Below are 17554 nucleotides of genomic sequence, written 5' to 3'. Positions count from 1 at the left end.
ATTTATTACCCCCAGTGCAATAACGATGTACTTAAAATCTTTGACTCATTAGCAACATTCATGATGGTACAGTTGCTAACTTTGAGTTGTATTCCTTGAGCTCGTTCTATATCAGATCCGACCTCAGGAAAGTATTCATCTTTAATTACTAAATCTATTGCAGCATAATTGATGATAAAGTTTGCAATTTTGCACTTGTCATCCCATTTTCTTCTCTTGTTCGGAAAGGTAACAAGAAAAATGCCTTCTTTTTCCAATTTTTCGAAAAAATTTTTTTTAAGTTCGTTAAACTTTTTAATGTGTTCGACTTCTCTAAGGTCAAGTATGTTACTACCAGATAGCTGTATGTCAGCCCTGACAACACTAGGCGCATCCGAATGTTTAGATACTGCCCACCGTTTTCCTGCTGTTATTGGACAACAAATGCCATCCACAAAAAAATAAACACCAGTGCCAAGATATTCATCACCTTCTTGGCTGAGCCTAAATTTCGTCGCAACAATGCTTTTTGCATTTTCTTCACTTGTACCGTGATAGCCTGTACATATCGACATTTTTTTGACTTATTACTTAGTTGGAATCGGTCTTATATCAATTTAGCTTAAACTTCGCTATACGCATATGCTTATACGTAAAACATTCCCATGCAAAGTCAAAAAAATTTGACGAGAGCAACTAGATGTGGTGTCAGCTGGCGTAGTTTATGTTGGGTTGCCGGTATTTGGCAACCCAACATAAACCAACACCGGTAAATATTAGGCGGCGATAAATCAACACAACAAGCTGATATCAAACAGGCAATAGAAATGGCTAATAATCCACCGAAGGAGTGTACACCATGACACAACCTATCTCTCTGTCCGAAAAAATTTGACTATTACAGATCGCACTTGCTAAGCCTAGGGAGGGCGCACCCTGTGCGCCCCAAACCACTTAATTAGGCTTTGCTGTACAACGCCTCGCCACTTTTCACAAACTCAATCGACTTCACTTCCATGCCTTTTTGCAGTGCTTCTTGCTCCGATAAACCTTGTTTTTCTGCAAAATCACGTACATCTTGCGTGATTTTCATTGAGCAGAAATGCGGGCCGCACATTGAGCAAAAGTGCGCCACTTTGGCACTGTCTTTTGGCAATGTTTCGTCATGGAATTCGCGTGCCCGATCGGGGTCGAGGCCGAGATTAAATTGATCTTCCCAGCGGAACTCAAAACGTGCTTTTGACAACGCATTGTCGCGAATCTGGGCACCAGGGTGGCCTTTAGCTAAATCGGCAGCGTGAGCAGCGATTTTGTACGCAATAATGCCTTCGCGGACATCCTGTTTATTTGGCAAACCCAGATGCTCTTTCGGGGTGACGTAACACAACATGGCACAGCCATACCAACCAATTTGTGCCGCGCCAATCGCCGAGGTGATGTGGTCGTAACCAGGGGCAATGTCGGTGGTCAATGGGCCCAAGGTATAGAACGGCGCTTCATCACACCATTCCAACTGCAAGTCCATATTTTCTTTAATAAGTTGCATCGGCACATGCCCTGGGCCTTCGATCATCACTTGCACATCATGCTTCCACGCAATCTGTGTCAGTTCACCCAAGGTTTTTAACTCACCCAACTGCGCCTCATCATTGGCATCCCATACCGAACCAGGACGCAAACCATCGCCCAAGCTAAACGACACATCATAGGCTTTCATAATGTGGCAAATTTCTTCAAAATGGGTGTACAGGAAGTTTTCTTGATGATGTGCCAAACACCATTTCGCCATGATCGACCCGCCACGGCTGACAATCCCTGTCATTCGATTCGCGGTCATCGGCACATAGCGCAACAACACGCCGGCATGGATAGTGAAATAATCCACCCCTTGCTCAGCCTGTTCAATCAAGGTGTCTTTGAAGATTTCCCAGGTTAAATCTTCTGCCTTACCACCGACTTTTTCCAATGCCTGATAGATCGGCACCGTCCCAATCGGCACTGGGCTATTGCGAATAATCCACTCACGGGTTTCATGGATATTTTTGCCGGTGGAGAGATCCATAATGGTGTCAGCACCCCAGCGGATACCCCACAGCATTTTTTCCACTTCTTCTGAAATTGAAGAAGTCACCGCCGAGTTGCCAAGGTTACCGTTGATTTTGGTCAGGAAATTGCGACCAATAATCATCGGTTCTAGCTCTGGGTGATTGATATTGGCAGGAATAATCGCCCGCCCACGCGCCACTTCCGACCGCACAAACTCCGGCGTAATCTCTTCTAACAAAGTGGCACCAAAGCTGTGGCCGGGGTGTTGGCGTGTCATCATCGCCGCCATTTTTTCGCCCTTAGGCCCACCCGCTTTCAACGCAGCCAAATATTCACTGCGGCGCTGATTTTCGCGAATGGCAATATATTCCATCTCAGGGGTAATGATGCCCTGCCGCGCATAGTGCATCTGCGTCACATTGCAACCGGCTTTAGCGCGTAGCGGTTTGCGTGTTAATTCAAAACGCAGCGCATCAAGCGTCGCGTCATTAGCGCGTTTTTGACCATATTCTGAGGTTGGGCCAGCCAATTGTTCTGTGTCTTGGCGCTCGGCAATCCAATTTGCCCGCACTGGCGCCAAACCCTTGGTGACATCGACTTGCACCGCAGGATCGGTGTAAGGGCCGCTGGTGTCATAGACATAAATCGGTGGATTTTTTTCGGCACCAAACTGGCTTGGGGTATCAAACTGAGTGATTTCACGCATGGGCACTTGGATGTCAGGCCGACTGCCGGTGACATAAATTTTGCGTGAATTGGGAAAGGGTTGAATCGACATTTCTTCAGCAGTGGCTGAAGGTGGGGTGGTATGGGGGGCATTCATGGTGGTGTTCTCCTTGCGGAACAAAGCAGGGCACAAGGAGCGGAAGCCAGAACGGCCGCCTATCGGCCACAGTGGGTTTCCGCTTCCCTACGCCGGTATCAACCGGATCAGGTTCAAAGGGTATGTCTCATCTCTATTCATCTCTGAACAGAGAACCCCTAGCGGTAAGCGAGAGCCACTTTTTGATTTAAGTCAACTCTCGTGCTAAGTCGCAGCAAATTAAGATAATCTCTCAATAATTGCAAGCAAAGGCTTGCCGAACCAAGCATTTCTCCCTAGACTGGGGCGCAAGCCGTCAGCCCCTTTTGCGCTGTCGGCTTTTTTTGGCATCAAAAAATGTATTTTTAATCTATCTTTTAAGAGGCAATATGGATCAGCAAACCGTCCACCAGTTGGTTAAGGCGACAATTCCCGTGCTGCGCGAACATGGCGTGGCACTCACCACCCATTTTTACCAGCGGATGTTCCAGCACAACCCAGAGCTGCTACAGATTTTTAACCGCAGCCACAATGCCACGGGTAAACAACCGATGGCCTTGGCCGGTTCGGTGTTGGCCTATGCGGAAAATATTGATGATCCTTCGGTCTTAGCACCGGTGGTGAATTTAATTGCACACAAACATGCCAGTTTGGGGATTCGCGCCGAACATTACCCAATTGTTGGCAAGCATCTGTTAGCGTCGATTCAAGAGGTGTTGGGCGATGCTGCCAGCCCTGAGTTAATCGAAGCGTGGGGCATTGCCTATCAAAAATTGGCAGACATTTTTATCCAAGCCGAAAGCCAGCTCTATTACGATGCCACTAACCAAGAAGGCGGTTGGTCGGGATGGCGGCCATTTAAAATCAGCCGTAAAGTGGTTGAAAGCGCAGACATCACCTCGTTTTATTTGGTGCCCAGCGATGGCGGCGCTTTGCCACGTTATCGCGCTGGTCAATACACCACAGTTCGCGTCTTTGTGCCGGCTTGGAATGTAGTGCAACCACGCCAATACACCTTATCCGATGCGCCGAATGGTGAATATTTCCGCATTTCGGTCAAACGTGAAGCTGGCAACAACGATAGCCCTGCAGGTCAAGTTTCTAATCGACTGCACGAGGCTTTCCACGAAGGCGACATCATCGATTTGGCACCACCTTTCGGTGATTTCTTTCTCGATGAAGACAGCACTGCACCCGTAGTGTTAATCAGTGGTGGCGTCGGTATTACGCCGATGATAGCCATCTTAAACCGCCTGTTGGCACTCAACAGCACACGGCCCATTCATTTTATCCACGCCTGCCGCAGTGCCGAGGTATTCGCCTTTGGTGAGCATTTACAACAGCTTGCCGCAACACATACGAATCTGCAGTTGCACCTATTCCATGACCAAGGGCCCGTTGGCAATAAGTTGGCGCAAATTGCACCGCTGCAGTTATCCGACTTAACCCCCGTCTTGCCCTTGGTAGAAGCCGAGTGTTATCTATGTGGCCCCGTTGGCTTTATGCAAACGCATATTGCAGCACTACAGCAATTAGGCGTGAGCAAACAGCGTATCCATGCCGAACTATTTAGCACCGGCGGTATTCACGTTTAATTGCCAGCAAGAGCCAGAACAGGCATGCTGTCTGGCTCTTGTTGTTTTGATTAGACGTTTATGCACATCACCCACTTTACCGATCTCGGGTTGCGCGTTTTAATGTACTTGGCCATCGGTCAACGCAACGAGCCCGTCACCATCAGTGAAATTGCTGAACAGTTTCATGTGTCGCGTAATCATCTTGTTAAAGTCGTACATCGGCTTGGTCAATTGCAGTGGGTTGCCACCACCCGTGGTAAAGGCGGTGGGTTAGCATTAGCTGCCCCACCACATCACTATCGGCTTGGGACAATTATTCGTACTTTGGAAGAGTGTGATTCTTTAGTCGATTGCCAACAACCGCCCTGTGTTTTGTTCAGTGGCTGTACTTTGAAGCAGGTGTTAGACGAGGCCTTGCATCTGTTTTATCAACAGCTCGACCGCTATACCTTAGCCGATGTGATGAAAAACCAAACGGCAACGACCATCAGTGAATTACAGCGTGGCACAGTGGTGCATTGGCTGCAGGCTGTTGGCTAACTTGTTGGCTTAAACCGAGCGGGCTGTCGCCAGTGGCAAAAATAGAATTAATGGCAAATCGGGCAGCGCAATAAAGCCGTGATGCTGGTAAAAAGTGGCTGCACGCTCATCTTTCGCATCCACCATCAGCGCAAATGCTGCAATCTCAGCACGAGCAGTACGTTCAAGCGCATCAGCTAGCATGGCGCTGCCAAGACCTTGACCTTTGAATGCTTGATCGACCGCTAGGCGTCCCATTCGAACCGCTGGCACCGTGGGATAACGTGGCAATTTTTTGCCTGTGCTGATTGGGAGATCAGCCAATAATAAACTTGCTGATGCCAAGGTGTAGTAGGCAGCGATACGTTGTTCGTCTGTTACCGCTACAAAACAGGCTGCCACGCGGCGACGAATATCTTGAGTAACTCGCTCTCTCAAGTAATGATCTAACGGTGGCGACTCGCTACAGAATGTCCTACGGTCGTGTGATGCATCTAGCGGTTTGACTAGAAACGGGGCTTTGTTCATGTGTTGCGCAGAAGTTGGTTGCGACGAACAAAAGCGCGTTCTAAAGCGGCATTAGGTTTGGCTGGCGATAACATGGCTTGTGCAAAACATTCTTGATCTGCCAACGATAAGCGAACGACCTCTGCTTGTTCAATCGTCCGTTGAGCAGCTTCTTGAACAACAGACACAACAAAATCAGTCATGGTTCGGCCTTGTAACTCCGCTGCACGTTTCAGCATCGCGTGTAGATCGGTGCTAATTCGTGCTTCGAGACGGGCAGTAGATACACGGGGTGTAGGCATTTTTGTCCTCCTTGGTAAATAATACGGCTATTGGCCGTACAATTCAATGCCGTATAAACATTCTCTAAAACGCTAACCAGTTTGCTAATGCTGTGAAAGCAGGGTAATTGTGGGATAATCGCCGCCCATCGGCATTGTCATACACACTTGAAGCAGGGTGGTTACATGGACTTCGAAAAAGCACGTTTTAATATGGTCGAACAGCAAATCCGCCCGTGGGAGGTTTTGGATCAGCGCGTTCTGGATTTGATGTTACAAATTAAGCGCGAAGATTTTGTGCCAGCAGAGCAAAGAGCGCTTGCCTTTGTTGACATGGAATTGCCCCTCGCCAATGGCGCTGTGATGCTGGCACCCAAAGTGGAAGCACGGATTGCCCAAGAACTGAACTTACGCCCAGAAGACCGTATTTTAGAAATTGGTACGGGGAACGGCTATTTAACAGCTTTATTGGCCAGCCTCGGTCAACATGTTTATAGCGTTGATATCGACGACAACATGATTGAGTCGGCACGCACCAAGCTGGCCCATGCTGGTATTCGCAATATCAGTCTCAAAGTCGCTGATGGGATGCAGGGTCTGCCCGACCAAGCCCCTTTTGATGTAATTGTTTTAGGTGGGTCGGTACCTGTGTTACCAGAAGCCCTCAAACAACAACTGACTGTCGGTGGCCGTTTGTTTGCCATTATTGGCGAAGCGCCTTTGATGGAAGCAAAGCTGATTGTGCGCGAGAGCGAACAGGGCTGGCGCGAGACAGTCGTATTTGAAACCTGTACCGGTGCTTTACAAGCCGCCCCACAATCTGAAAAGTTCACTTTCTAATGCGTGAAATCTCAGTTGCCGAACTGGCAGAATGGCTTGAAGACACACAACGCACACAGCCCTATTTATTGGATGTGCGCGAAGAGTGGGAATTTCAAACCTGTCATCTGGCGAAAAGTGTCTTAATCCCGATGGCGACGATTCCCAACCGTCTTAACGACATTCCCGATGAAGTCCCGTTGGTGGTGATTTGCCACCACGGTGTACGCAGCTATCAAGTGGCTGCCTTCTTGGCCCATGCTGGGTTTGAGAATGTGGCAAGCTTAGCGGGTGGTGTTGCGGCATGGGCGGATATTGTTGACCCCTCGATGGCAAAATACTAAGCAGTTTGTCTCATCTCATTACAACGGCAACAGCTACCCTGTTGCCGTTTTTTATTGTGGCAATCCCATGTTGAATTTTCTCGCTCCGAGTTGGAATACCGTTTCCCCCGCTTGGCAACAGGCACTGCAAGCCGTATACCCAACCTTGCAACAGATTGATGCAGCGTTGTTAGCGCGCCAGCAAGCAGGGGAAACCATCTACCCGCCCGCGCCGGCGATTTTTCGCGCACTCAGCAGCCTGCCCAGTCCTGCGGCCACCAAGGTCGTGATTTTGGGACAAGACCCCTATCACGGTGCTGGCGAAGCCAATGGCCTAGCATTTTCTGTGAATGCCGGCATCAAGTTACCGCCTTCCCTGCGTAATATTTATCGTGAATTACAGAGTGATCTGGATGTGCTCAACCCAAATAGTGGTGAGTTAAGCGGATGGGCGGCACAGGGGGTGTTGTTATTAAATAGCGTGTTGACAGTTGCGGCTGATCAAGCCGGCAGTCATGGCAAATTGGGTTGGCACAGCATCAGCGATGCGATCATTACCAGCGTTAACCAACACAGCCCAGCCTGTGTCTTTATCTTGTGGGGAAAATGGGCGCAAAACAAAGCGGGGCAGATTGCACCCCGCCATGTCATCTTGACCGCTGCGCATCCCTCGCCCCTGTCGGCCTATCGTGGCTTTTTTGGCAGCCGCCCGTTTTCACAAGCCAATCAATGGCTCACTTCTCACGGGCAAACGGCTATCGATTGGGCAACAACAACGGTTTAATGACCCGGTTTCTCGTCGCGCTCGGTTCCGATGCCACTGGTTGGTGCCGGTGGCAAGCGCGCAAAAACACGGCGTAACCCTTGCCCCCAAGCACGGCGTAGGCTTTGGAAATAGACATCCCGTTCATCAATTCGCCGTGGTGCGGCTGGGTGGAGATCACCTTCGTGCAGGGTAAATAGATCAATCGGCAAACCGACTGACAGATTCGAGCGAATGGTGGAGTCGAAAGAAATCAGCACACATTTCACCGCATCTTCTAACGGTGTTGCTGTATCTAACACCCGATCTAAAATCGGTTTGCCGTATTTTGATTCGCCAATTTGGAAATAGGGGGTGTCTTCCGTGGCCTCGATAAAGTTGCCCTGTGGATAGACATGGAATAAGCGCGCACGCTCACCTGCAATCTGACCACCCACTAAAAAATGGGCGCCATAATCTACCCCACTGCCGCCAACGCTATCGCGGGCAATGACCTCCCGCAAAATCTGCCCCACTTGCACCGCCGCATCGTATAGCGACGGCACATTGAGTAGATGGGGTGCGTCATGTTGGCAGCGACTACGCAACATACTGATGACCGACTGTGTTGTCGCTAAGTTACCCGAATTTAACAACACAATTTGCCGTTCACCGGCTTGGGCAAAGCGGTGCATTTTACGAAATGTCGCCACATGATCGACCCCTGCATTGGTGCGGGAATCAGAGGCAAATACCAAACCCTCGTTTAAACGTAGGGCAACACAATAAGTCATGTAATGTGATCTCTTAGGTTCAACAGCGGGTTATTCTTCAATCACACGAATCTCGGCGCGGGCATGTAGTTCTTCACCACCGCCGCCATGCCGGACGCCGCGCACCGGACACGCATCTAAATAGTCTAGCCCAACGGCCAAGGTGAGATGATGGCCGTCTGGGGTCATCGCGTTGCTAATATCAAAACCATGCCACGCCTCAGCAAACCATGCTTCCGCCCACGCATGACTCGCCACATGCCCCTCATCATCGGTAACTAAATAACCACTGACATAGCGGGCAGGAATCCCCAAGTGGCGGCAGCAAGCAATAAAGACATGGCTATGATCTTGGCACACCCCTGCCCCTTGAGCAAAAGCCATCGCCGCTGGTGTATCAGAAACGGTTTCACCTTTACGGTATGGCATGGCATCAAGAATAGCCGCTGCCAACTGTTGCAAGCCAGTGGTTGGGTCGGTAGCGATGGCGGCGGCAAACGGTTGGGCAAATTGTCGTAAAGCGTGATCACATTCGGTCAGAGGCGTGGTCCGTAAAAACACCAACGGCGACAGTAAACCTGCACTTTGTTGCCACGGCTGATCGGTGGTTTCGACCACACCACAGGCAATCAGATGAATTTCGTCATGGGGATGGTCTAAGGTCAGCACATGAAAGATATTGCCAAACGCATCTACGCCACTGCTGGCTTTACCAGGGAGGTTTAATTGCCATTCCACAACGCGTTGATGATCGGTGCTCGGCGGTGTCAGGCGCAGATATTGTGTGCTGTGATGGGCATGCACGTCATAGCGATAGACGGTTTCGTGTCGAATTTCTAACTTCATTATGCTGCCTCCAGATAAGCGCGGTGAATGGCCTCGCCTAAACCATGCACATCCGCCAAGAAACGCGACAGATAGGCGTGCAAGCCCTGTTCGAGGATGTCGTCGAGGCTGCCATACTCCAACCCAGCCACTAATTTGGCTGCCAATCGTTTTGCTGGGCGGCCGGTTTCGCCTTGGATGTGGTCCAAAATTGAGCGAATTTCCACTGCACACGCACACAAACTGCGCGGTACATCGGGTTGTAGAACAAGCAACTCAATTACCCGCCGCGCACTGATGCTGTCGCGGTAGATAGCGCGATAGGCTTCAAAGGCAGACAAGGTATGTAATAAGGCACTCCAAGCGTAGTAATCCGGTGCGCTATCTTCGATAGCAGGTGACATCAAATGACTTTTGACATCCAACAGGCGGGCGGTGTTATCGGCCCGTTCAACGAAAGTGCCAAGACGGATAAAGTAATACGCATCATTGCGGAGCAATGTGCCATAAGTCGCACCACGGAAAAGATGGGAGCGTTCTTTCACCCAGTCGAAGAAATCAGAATAGGCATGGCGACGCGAGGCGCGGTCGCGGGCTTCGAGCCATGTGGCGTTAACGGCCTCCCACATTTCAGCACTGATGGTGCCGCGCACAGCATGGGCGTTATCACGCGCATTTTTCAAACAACCAAGAATACTGGCCGGATTGCTGCTATCGAACACCATAAAATTCAGCATGTTTTCTGGTGTGAGCTGTGGATAACGCTGATGGAAACTGTCTAAAGTACCGGTGAGCAACATCGGCACGGCCAGTTCGACTTTGTCACCGCGTGCCTGTGGCATCAATGCTAGGCGATAGCTGACATCTAATAAACGAGCGAGGTTTTCTGCCCGTTCTAATGAGCGCGACATCCAAAATAACTGGTCGGCGGTGCGCGATAGCATCATGATTTAACCCTCCATTACCCAAGTGTCTTTGGTACCGCCCCCTTGCGAGGAATTCACCACCAGCGAGCCAGCTTTCAGTGCCACGCGTGTTAATCCTCCTGCCACCATTCTGACTTCTTGGCCGGTGGACAAAACAAATGGCCGTAAATCGATGTGGCGTGGCGCAATGCCCGATTCAACAAATGTGGGGCAGCTCGACAAGGCGAGGGTGGGTTGGGCAATGTAGTTGCTTGGATTGGCTTGCACACGGGCGCGGAAGGCTTCGATTTCAGCTTGTGTCGCCGCAGGCCCGACTAACATGCCGTAACCACCGGCACCATGCACTTCTTTCACCACCAATTCGCCGAGATTGGCCAAAACATGGCTTAAGTCTTGTGGTTTACGGCATTGCCATGTCGGGACATTTTGTAAGATCGGTTCTTCGTCAAGATAGAAGCGAATCATGTCCGGCACATAAGGGTAGATCGACTTATCATCCGCCACCCCAGTGCCGATAGCATTGGCCAGAACGATATTGCCCTTGCGATAGACCGACAATAAACCGGGCACGCCTAACATCGAATCGGGGTGGAATGCCAACGGATCGAGGAAGGCATCATCAATCCGGCGATAAATCACATCGACCGCTACCGGCCCCACGGTGGTACGCATAAAGACATGGTCGTCTTTCACAAACAGATCGCGTCCCTCGACCAATTCCACGCCCATTTGTTGGGCGAGGAAGGCATGTTCAAAGTAGGCGCTGTTATAAGGCCCAGGGGTGAGCACCACCACGGTGGGGTTGTCTTTGGGAGTGGCGCGGCGCAAGGTGTCCAACAGTAGCGTCGGATAATGCTCAACCGGTGCCACGGCATGACGGGTAAACAATTCTGGGAATAACCGCATCATCATCTTGCGGTTTTCCAACATATACGACACCCCCGACGGCACGCGCAGGTTGTCTTCCAAGACGTAATATTGGCCATCGGCATGGCGAATCACGTCAACACCGGTGATATGGGCATACACTCGATGCGGTAAATCGAGCCCCTGCATGGCGGGTTGGTATTGGCTGTTGGTAAAGACTTGTTCGGCGGGGATTAAACCAGCGCGGACAATGGCGTGGTCGTGGTAGATGTCGTGTAAGAAGGCATTGAGCGCGGTTACCCGTTGTTTCATACCGGCTTCTAACATCTGCCATTCTGTCGCGGGGACAATACGCGGGATGGTATCGAAGGGAATTAAACGCTCCGCCCCCGATTCATCACCACTCACCGCAAAGGTGATACCGACACGGTGAAACAATAGATCAGCAGCACGGCGTTTTTCTGCCAGTTGGGCAGGCGTTTGTGAATGTAGCCATTCAGCAAACTGTTGATAATGCGGGCGAACGGCACCGCTGGCGAGCAGCATCTCGTCGTGGTGGCGCGCATCCGGTAGGGTCAGGGCATGCATATTGGCTCTCCAAGGCTGTCTTTGCTGTAGTCGCAAAGATCATGCCAACGGTTTCGCCCCGTTTTTCAGCACTTTAGTGCCAGCAGTGCATCCCTTCTGCCCCAATACCGCGCCCAACCACGCACTGATTATGCACATGGTGTGCAATGTGGTGCATGACGTCGAGTCAGCAGGTTAATACTGGTTGTGTAGTAGCGAGTTTTTCTCTCGCATTAACAGCGCCTGTTTACGCTCGATGCCCCAACGGTAGCCCGATAAGTTGCCATCTTGACGAATGACACGATGGCAGGGGATGGCGAGTGCCAGTTTATTGGCAGCGCACGCGCCAGCTACCGCACGTACGGACTTGGGCGCGCCAATGCGTTGGGCGATTTCGGTATAGCTTGCTGTTTCGCCGACAGGAATTTCACACAAGGCTTGCCACACACGTTGTTGAAATGCAGTGCCTTGAATATCAAGCGGCAAATCCAGCCTGATAGTCGGTGTTGCAACAAAACGAACCACCTCGGCTAACCAGCGTTCGCAGGTCTTATCTCCTGCAATCAGCATTGCTGTTGGAAAGTAGTGTTGTAGCTCATTGATAAGCTGCCCCCGATCCTCCCCCAACACAATGGCACAAACCCCATTCGCACTCGCTGCCACGGCAACCATACCCAAATCCGACTCACCTACAGCAAAATGAATCATCATTTCCCCCATGATTAAAGTATTTAACCTTATGTGCGGAAAGTGAATAGCAGGGTGGATAAACGTAGTGCATCCACCCAAAACAAATATAAAGCCACCAAATTAAAAGTGGTGGGTACTAAGAGGAAAGCACACGACTTGCCATCGCTTCACCCATCTGAATCGGGCGGGTGGCTTGCCAAGTGGGATTGAATTGCAGGGTATGTTTCGGGAAGAGCATGACCACAGTTGAGCCTAACAAAAAGCGGCCCATCTCGGCCCCTTGCGCGAGATCAACGGCGTCTTTCCCTTGGTAATGCCAAATTTTGATCTCACCCAAACGCGGTGGATTCACCACACCGTGCCACACCGTCGCCATACTGCCGACAATCGTTGCCCCAACCAACACCAATACAAATGGGCCAAACTCACCATCAAACACACATACCACCCGTTCATTACGCGCAAACAGTCCGGGCACGCCACGTGCAGTGGTGGGATTAACCGAAAATAAGTCCCCTGGGATATAGGTCATGCTGCGCAAACGGCCAGCACAGGGCATATGGATTCGATGGTAATCACGCGGACTGAGATAGAGCGTTGCAAACGCGCCATGCTGAAACTGCGCAGCCAACGACACATCACCACCTAATAAAGCCGTAGTAGAGTAATGATGCCCCTTCGCCTGAAAAATTTGGTCTTGTTCAATCGGCCCAAGCTGGCTAATCGCACCATCCACTGGCGAAATAAAATCGGCTTTAGCCAACGGTCGCGCTCCCACTTTTAAGGGGCGCGTGAAGAAAGCATTAAAACTCTGGTAGCTGGCAATATCAGGATTGGCAGCTTCGTTCATATTGACCTGATAACGCTGCACAAACCAACGAATCAAGGCAGTTGTCAGATGACCTGCTTCGGCAGCAGCAATACGGCCAGCAAATACCGTCAACGCTCGTTTTGGTAACAGATATTGGGGAAGAACAGCAAGTCGATCGGACACGGAGGACACCTAACAATTAAGCAGGCGGCGATTATAACCAGTTTCTTTTGTTGTATGCGGTACCAGAGACGCCACGATTTAATGTTAAAACTGTTAAAATCCCAGCCAATTTTTGACACTCGGCCTTAACCAAGTCAGTCATTCCATCTCATCAATCCAACCAAACTGCTCAAACCATCACGATGGTCATGCTTTTGAGGAGAGGAATTTTGTCACAGCAACGATACCGATTGCTTCTCCCAGCCCTCGGCATTCTTCTCACTTTTGGTGCCGGTGGGGTGTTATGGTACTTATCAGAACAACTACACGAACATGAGCTGCGTACAGCCACCAGCGATGCAGCTGCGTTTTCTCATTCAGTCACACAATTCCGCAACTTCTATAGCGCCGAGATTGTGCCGCGTGCCAAAGATGCCGGTCTTAGCATCACCCACGACTACAAAAACCAACCCCATGCTCTACCGCTACCAGCGACCTTTACCCTCGATTTCGGCGAATATCTCAGCAATCAAAAACAAGGGTTCGCGGTCGAGATGTTTAGCGCCCATCCTTTCCCGTGGCGACAAGCCAACCGCAAACTGGATCAGTTTCAACAACAGGCTTTAACCGCTATCGAAAGCGCCCCCGATCAACCCTATGTCAAAGTGGACATACTCAACGGTATCAAAACCCTGCGCTATGCCACCGCCGATCGCATGAAAGCCAACTGTGTTGCTTGCCACAACAGCTATCCGGGTTCCCCAAAAACCGATTGGAAAGTGGGAGATGTGCGCGGTGTAGTGGAAATTCGGCGACCGCTTTCTTCCTCCGCCCTTGAAACAGGGTTACAACATGCAGCTTATATCAGCGCAGGTCTTATTCTCAGCACGGTTTTATTACTGTGGCTGACACTGCGCGGTCTCCACCAAACCGCCTTGGCATCAGAAAACTCCAACCGCCAACTGCGCGATACACAACGCAAACTCAGTCAACAACTCTTTGCCCTCGACCAACATGCGATCGTTAGCATGGCTGACCAAGCAGGCAATATCACCTATGCCAATGATAAATTCTGCGATATCAGTGGCTATAACCGTGAAGAATTGATTGGAAAAAATCACCGCGTGGTGAACTCTGGTCTCCACTCAGAAGCATTTTTTAGCCAACTATGGCAAACCGTAATGGCAGGAAAAGTGTGGACGGGAGAAATTTGCAATCGCCGTAAAGATGGCAGCTATTATTGGGTCAATGCCACCATCGTCCCCTTTGTCGATGAATCGGGACAGCCTTATCAATACATCGGTATTCGTACCGATATTTCAGAACGCAAACGCACCGAACAAGCGTTGCAACTCGCCAAAGACGCCGCTGAAGCCGCCAACCGTGCTAAAAGCGATTTTCTGGCTAATATGAGCCACGAAATCCGCACCCCGATGAATGGCATTATTGGTATGAGCGAATTGGCCTTAGACACCCGTAGTGAAACAGAACGGGATGAATATATTGGGATTGTGAAATCCTCTGCCGAAGCCCTATTAGCCATTCTCAATGACATTCTCGATTTCTCAAAAATCGAGGCTGGTAAACTCGAAATCGAGCAAGTCCCGTTCCGCCTACGACAAACCCTGATTGATGCCCTACGTCCCTTGACCCTGCGTGCCCATGAAAAAGGGCTGGAGATTTTGTGTGAAATCGGCGACGACGTCCCCGATCAAGTACAAGGTGATCCCGTTCGCCTACGGCAGATTTTGATTAACCTCGTGGGTAATGCGATTAAATTCACCGAGCGTGGGCAAATCGTGCTGCGCCTGCAAACCCTTAGCCATGAAGCAAAAAGCAGCGTACTGCAATTTGCCGTGTGTGATAGTGGGATTGGCATTGCTGCTGAAAAATTGGCGACGATTTTTGAAGCTTTCTCACAAGCCGACAACTCGATTACTCGCAAATATGGCGGCACTGGGCTGGGTCTTAGCATCACCCAACAATTAGTGCGGTTGATGGGTGGTGAGATGCAGGTCAGCAGCGAAATCGGTGTGGGCAGCACCTTTAGCTTTAGCCTGCCGTTGCAACATTGTGCATTCGATCCGCCGCATCATGATTTAAGCCAATTGCATGGTAAGCGGGTGTTAATCGTTGATGATAATGCGGTCAACCGTGAAATTTTCCTGCGCCAGTTACAACGGTGGCAGCTACAACCCGATGCCGTTGCCCACGCCACATTCGCACAGACATGGCTGCAACAACAACCGATGCCCGATTTGGTATTGCTTGATGTGCACATGCCTGACATGGATGGTTTTACTCTTGCGGCGTGGATTCGTGCCCAAGCCTCATTCCAATCCTTGCCGATCTTAATGTTGTCCTCGGGCCCGCTCGGTAACGATAGCGAACGCTGTCGCGAACTCAATTTACAAGGCCATTACACCAAGCCGATCACCGACCATGATTTGCAACAGGCAATGCTGCACGCCTTAAACACGCAAACCAATACAGCGACTGTCGTCAAAACTGCGCCAGCGCCGAAACCTGAAGCGACCGAGACCAGCACGGGTTTACACGTTTTGTTAGTGGAAGATAATCCAGTCAATCAAAAATTAGCAACGCTGATTTTGCAAAAATGGGGCCATCAAGTCAGCTTGGCTGAAAACGGGCAACAGGCGGTCGAGATGATCACCGCCGGCCACAACCGCTATCAGTTGGTGTTAATGGATATGCAGATGCCGGTGATGGATGGAATTGCCGCCACTGGCGAGATTCGCCGCTATGAACAACAACACGGGCTCACCGCCTTGCCGATTATCGCTATGACGGCCAATGCGATGGAAAGCGACCGTGAACATTGCTTAGCGGCAGGGATGAACGACTATCTATCGAAACCGATTAAGCAAGCAGAGCTAGCAGAGAAACTGCAACATCACGTTTCTGCTGCGCGTTGAACCTCAGCTGCCGGTGTTAACGACACGGTGGCTTGCGCACTCACCACCCGATCACGACCGGCGGACTTCGCTTGATACATCCGCTGGTCGGCGAGTTCGATCAACTGCTTCCACGATTCAATGCCCGCTTCGTGGCTGTCAGCAATGCCAATCGAAGCTGTTAAAGGTTGTCCATCGGGACGCAAACCAAACCCTTTTTCACGCAAACGCTGTAATAAGGCAGGTACGTTTTCGCTTGGGGTATCTGGCAGTAGTGCAATAAATTCCTCACCGCCCCAACGCACCAATAAATCACTGCGCCGTAAGCCCTGCCGCAACGAATTCACCAAGGCACATAAGCAACGGTCCCCCGCTTCGTGTCCCCATGTATCGTTCACACTCTTAAAACGATCGAGGTCAAAAAACGCCACGGTTAAGGGTTTCTCTGCCATCGCATTTAAGCGAAACAACAGGTTTAATGCTTCTTCTCCCGATTGCCGAGTAAATGCCCCCGTCAGTGGGTCGTGCATCGCTTTTAATACCAAACTGGCCATGTAGTGGCACTGGCTCATACCAGAAAACACCGCCACGCCCAACATCATCGACATAAACCACAACGTCCCGCCATGTTGTTGCAATGACAAATGTTGCTCAGCAAACAGCAAACTGATACTGCCGGTGGCAATCACAGGAATCGATAGCAACAAAGTTTCTAGCGCGGTTAATGGGAAAATCGCCAAACCGCCCAACACCACCGTGGGCAAATAGGCGTATAGCTCGGCCACGAGCAATTGTGTTTGCGTCACACTCGCCGCCGCCAACGCATCAGCCGAGCATAGGTGGAACAAAGGGGGAATCATCAACAAGGCCAATAAACTCACCATTGCCTGTCGATATGGGTGTTTTGATGATAACTCGCGCTTTTTTGCTAATAGAAAAAAGGCAAACGCCGAGGCAAAGCGCAACCCCACCAACTGCCATGCTAACGGCGCGGGAAATACCAATAAGTCAATCACCGCCCCCAACGGCACTAACACAGCAAAGAGGGCAGCAATCAACTGCACGCGGTCGAGAATGACCGATGCCGCATGGCGGCGCAGGTGCATCGGTCGGCCAAAAGGTACCAACAGGGACAAGATAAACGCCTTATCCAACCGCGCAGGCAAGGTGAGATATTGCACCATGCTTTTCCAGAACTTTGTCATTAAACAGTCCGAATTTAAGCAAAGTGCGCATCATAGCGCGAGCAAGCGTGAAAAAGTGTTGATTCTAGACAGACAGCAGCCCTATCAGTTCTGAATCGCAAAGATTTATTGACTTCCTCCCCGCCCTAAAGAGCGGGGATTCCTTCTGCAAGACGGCGAAGTCCCGCCGCGAGAATGTTTTTTGCCGCATTGGTGTCGCGGTCGTGTACTGCACCGCA

The 17554-nt window shown here is 50.6% G+C and carries 17 protein-coding genes and 1 riboswitch; of the genes, 6 read left to right on the top strand and 11 right to left on the bottom strand.

Translation table 11 applies throughout. The features are described from left to right. Nucleotides 1-5: 5 nt before the first annotated feature. Entirely contained in the window at nucleotides 6-554 is a 549-nt protein-coding gene (locus G465_RS15065; RefSeq protein WP_022653818.1) for a hypothetical protein, read from the bottom strand. Between the two features lie 383 nt (nucleotides 555-937). Beyond that, a complete protein-coding gene (gene thiC / locus G465_RS0107220) occupies nucleotides 938-2848 on the bottom strand; it encodes a phosphomethylpyrimidine synthase ThiC (RefSeq protein ID WP_022653817.1) in 1911 nt (636 codons plus the stop codon). A gap of 67 nt (nucleotides 2849-2915) precedes the next feature. Then, nucleotides 2916-3018: riboswitch (TPP riboswitch) on the bottom strand. Between the two features lie 198 nt (nucleotides 3019-3216). Between thiC and hmpA the strand changes: the two genes are divergently transcribed. Together hmpA and G465_RS0107210 are read left to right on the top strand one after the other, a co-directional pair. Next, nucleotides 3217-4422: an NO-inducible flavohemoprotein gene (gene hmpA / locus G465_RS0107215; protein ID WP_022653816.1), complete on the top strand. Its 1206-nt coding sequence runs from the start codon at nucleotides 3217-3219 to the stop codon at nucleotides 4420-4422. Nucleotides 4423-4482: 60 nt separating this feature from the next. Continuing rightward, on the top strand, nucleotides 4483-4944 hold the full coding sequence (locus G465_RS0107210) for an RrF2 family transcriptional regulator (RefSeq protein WP_022653815.1): 462 nt from the start codon (nucleotides 4483-4485) through the stop codon (nucleotides 4942-4944). A 9-nt stretch (nucleotides 4945-4953) separates the two neighbouring features. Here G465_RS0107210 and G465_RS0107205 read toward each other — a convergent pair whose 3' ends face one another. Both G465_RS0107205 and G465_RS0107200 read right to left on the bottom strand, forming a co-directional pair. Continuing rightward, nucleotides 4954-5451, bottom strand: coding sequence for a GNAT family N-acetyltransferase (locus tag G465_RS0107205; RefSeq protein WP_022653814.1), 498 nt, complete (start codon nucleotides 5449-5451; stop codon nucleotides 4954-4956). Further along, complete coding sequence (locus G465_RS0107200; RefSeq protein WP_022653813.1) at nucleotides 5448-5732, bottom strand: type II toxin-antitoxin system TacA family antitoxin; 285 nt, start codon at nucleotides 5730-5732, stop codon at nucleotides 5448-5450. Before G465_RS0107200 ends, G465_RS0107205 begins: the two co-directional genes overlap by 4 nt. Nucleotides 5733-5897: 165 nt before the next feature. Between G465_RS0107200 and G465_RS0107195 the strand changes: the two genes are divergently transcribed. The 3 genes from G465_RS0107195 (at nucleotide 5898) to ung (ending at nucleotide 7637) form a co-directional block, all read left to right on the top strand. Continuing rightward, nucleotides 5898-6551 carry a protein-L-isoaspartate O-methyltransferase family protein gene (locus G465_RS0107195; protein ID WP_022653812.1) on the top strand — a complete coding sequence of 218 codons (654 nt, stop codon included), beginning with the start codon at nucleotides 5898-5900 and terminating at the stop codon, nucleotides 6549-6551. Beyond that, nucleotides 6551-6874, top strand: coding sequence for a rhodanese-like domain-containing protein (locus G465_RS0107190; protein ID WP_022653811.1), 324 nt, complete (start codon nucleotides 6551-6553; stop codon nucleotides 6872-6874). Before G465_RS0107195 ends, G465_RS0107190 begins: the two co-directional genes overlap by 1 nt. A gap of 67 nt (nucleotides 6875-6941) precedes the next feature. Then, complete coding sequence (gene ung, locus G465_RS0107185) at nucleotides 6942-7637, top strand: uracil-DNA glycosylase (RefSeq protein ID WP_022653810.1); 696 nt, start codon at nucleotides 6942-6944, stop codon at nucleotides 7635-7637. Here the strand turns inward: ung and G465_RS0107180 are convergent. From G465_RS0107180 to asd, 6 genes are all read right to left on the bottom strand, one after another. After that, nucleotides 7634-8389 (bottom strand): proteasome-type protease, encoded by a 756-nt coding sequence (locus G465_RS0107180; protein ID WP_022653809.1) that lies wholly within the window; start codon nucleotides 8387-8389, stop codon nucleotides 7634-7636. The genes ung and G465_RS0107180 overlap by 4 nt on opposite strands. A gap of 30 nt (nucleotides 8390-8419) precedes the next feature. Beyond that, nucleotides 8420-9214 (bottom strand): transglutaminase family protein, encoded by a 795-nt coding sequence (locus tag G465_RS0107175; protein WP_022653808.1) that lies wholly within the window; start codon nucleotides 9212-9214, stop codon nucleotides 8420-8422. Continuing rightward, nucleotides 9214-10140 (bottom strand): alpha-E domain-containing protein, encoded by a 927-nt coding sequence (locus tag G465_RS0107170; RefSeq protein WP_022653807.1) that lies wholly within the window; start codon nucleotides 10138-10140, stop codon nucleotides 9214-9216. Before G465_RS0107170 ends, G465_RS0107175 begins: the two co-directional genes overlap by 1 nt. Nucleotides 10141-10143: 3 nt before the next feature. Further along, entirely contained in the window at nucleotides 10144-11574 is a 1431-nt protein-coding gene (locus G465_RS0107165) for a circularly permuted type 2 ATP-grasp protein (RefSeq protein WP_022653806.1), read from the bottom strand. 174 nt (nucleotides 11575-11748) lie between these two features. Continuing rightward, a complete protein-coding gene (locus G465_RS13905; RefSeq protein WP_022653805.1) occupies nucleotides 11749-12261 on the bottom strand; it encodes a methylated-DNA--[protein]-cysteine S-methyltransferase in 513 nt (170 codons plus the stop codon). A 118-nt stretch (nucleotides 12262-12379) separates the two neighbouring features. Beyond that, nucleotides 12380-13237 (bottom strand): archaetidylserine decarboxylase, encoded by an 858-nt coding sequence (gene asd / locus G465_RS0107155; RefSeq protein WP_027405268.1) that lies wholly within the window; start codon nucleotides 13235-13237, stop codon nucleotides 12380-12382. Nucleotides 13238-13446: 209 nt separating this feature from the next. Between asd and G465_RS13900 the strand changes: the two genes are divergently transcribed. Continuing rightward, nucleotides 13447-16152, top strand: a complete 2706-nt coding sequence (locus G465_RS13900; protein ID WP_162138819.1) for a response regulator — start codon at nucleotides 13447-13449, stop codon at nucleotides 16150-16152. On the opposite strand, the gene G465_RS0107145 is transcribed toward G465_RS13900, so the two are convergent. Continuing rightward, nucleotides 16131-17336: a GGDEF domain-containing protein gene (locus tag G465_RS0107145; protein WP_027405267.1), complete on the bottom strand. Its 1206-nt coding sequence runs from the start codon at nucleotides 17334-17336 to the stop codon at nucleotides 16131-16133. The two genes, G465_RS13900 and G465_RS0107145, sit on opposite strands and share 22 nt — an antisense overlap. Nucleotides 17337-17554: the final 218 nt, after the last annotated feature.

Source organism: Aquaspirillum serpens DSM 68 (genome assembly GCF_000420525.1).
Lineage (GTDB): Bacteria > Pseudomonadota > Gammaproteobacteria > Burkholderiales > Aquaspirillaceae > Aquaspirillum > Aquaspirillum serpens.
The sequence above is the reverse complement of the archived record's forward strand: the minus strand, read 5'-3'. Positions and strand labels throughout refer to the sequence as shown.

What these genes read in the sequence shown, in the direction of transcription:
- G465_RS15065 (WP_022653818.1), bottom strand. Translation starts at nt 554, where the DNA reads ATGTCGATATGTACAGGCTATCACGGTACAAGTGAAGAAAATGCAAAA.
- thiC (WP_022653817.1), bottom strand. Translation starts at nt 2,848, where the DNA reads ATGAATGCCCCCCATACCACCCCACCTTCAGCCACTGCTGAAGAAATG.
- hmpA (WP_022653816.1), top strand. Translation starts at nt 3,217, where the DNA reads ATGGATCAGCAAACCGTCCACCAGTTGGTTAAGGCGACAATTCCCGTG.
- G465_RS0107210 (WP_022653815.1), top strand. Translation starts at nt 4,483, where the DNA reads ATGCACATCACCCACTTTACCGATCTCGGGTTGCGCGTTTTAATGTAC.
- G465_RS0107205 (WP_022653814.1), bottom strand. Translation starts at nt 5,451, where the DNA reads ATGAACAAAGCCCCGTTTCTAGTCAAACCGCTAGATGCATCACACGAC.
- G465_RS0107200 (WP_022653813.1), bottom strand. Translation starts at nt 5,732, where the DNA reads ATGCCTACACCCCGTGTATCTACTGCCCGTCTCGAAGCACGAATTAGC.
- G465_RS0107195 (WP_022653812.1), top strand. Translation starts at nt 5,898, where the DNA reads ATGGACTTCGAAAAAGCACGTTTTAATATGGTCGAACAGCAAATCCGC.
- G465_RS0107190 (WP_022653811.1), top strand. Translation starts at nt 6,551, where the DNA reads ATGCGTGAAATCTCAGTTGCCGAACTGGCAGAATGGCTTGAAGACACA.
- ung (WP_022653810.1), top strand. Translation starts at nt 6,942, where the DNA reads ATGTTGAATTTTCTCGCTCCGAGTTGGAATACCGTTTCCCCCGCTTGG.
- G465_RS0107180 (WP_022653809.1), bottom strand. Translation starts at nt 8,389, where the DNA reads ATGACTTATTGTGTTGCCCTACGTTTAAACGAGGGTTTGGTATTTGCC.
- G465_RS0107175 (WP_022653808.1), bottom strand. Translation starts at nt 9,214, where the DNA reads ATGAAGTTAGAAATTCGACACGAAACCGTCTATCGCTATGACGTGCAT.
- G465_RS0107170 (WP_022653807.1), bottom strand. Translation starts at nt 10,140, where the DNA reads ATGATGCTATCGCGCACCGCCGACCAGTTATTTTGGATGTCGCGCTCA.
- G465_RS0107165 (WP_022653806.1), bottom strand. Translation starts at nt 11,574, where the DNA reads ATGCATGCCCTGACCCTACCGGATGCGCGCCACCACGACGAGATGCTG.
- G465_RS13905 (WP_022653805.1), bottom strand. Translation starts at nt 12,261, where the DNA reads ATGATTCATTTTGCTGTAGGTGAGTCGGATTTGGGTATGGTTGCCGTG.
- G465_RS0107145 (WP_027405267.1), bottom strand. Translation starts at nt 17,336, where the DNA reads ATGACAAAGTTCTGGAAAAGCATGGTGCAATATCTCACCTTGCCTGCG.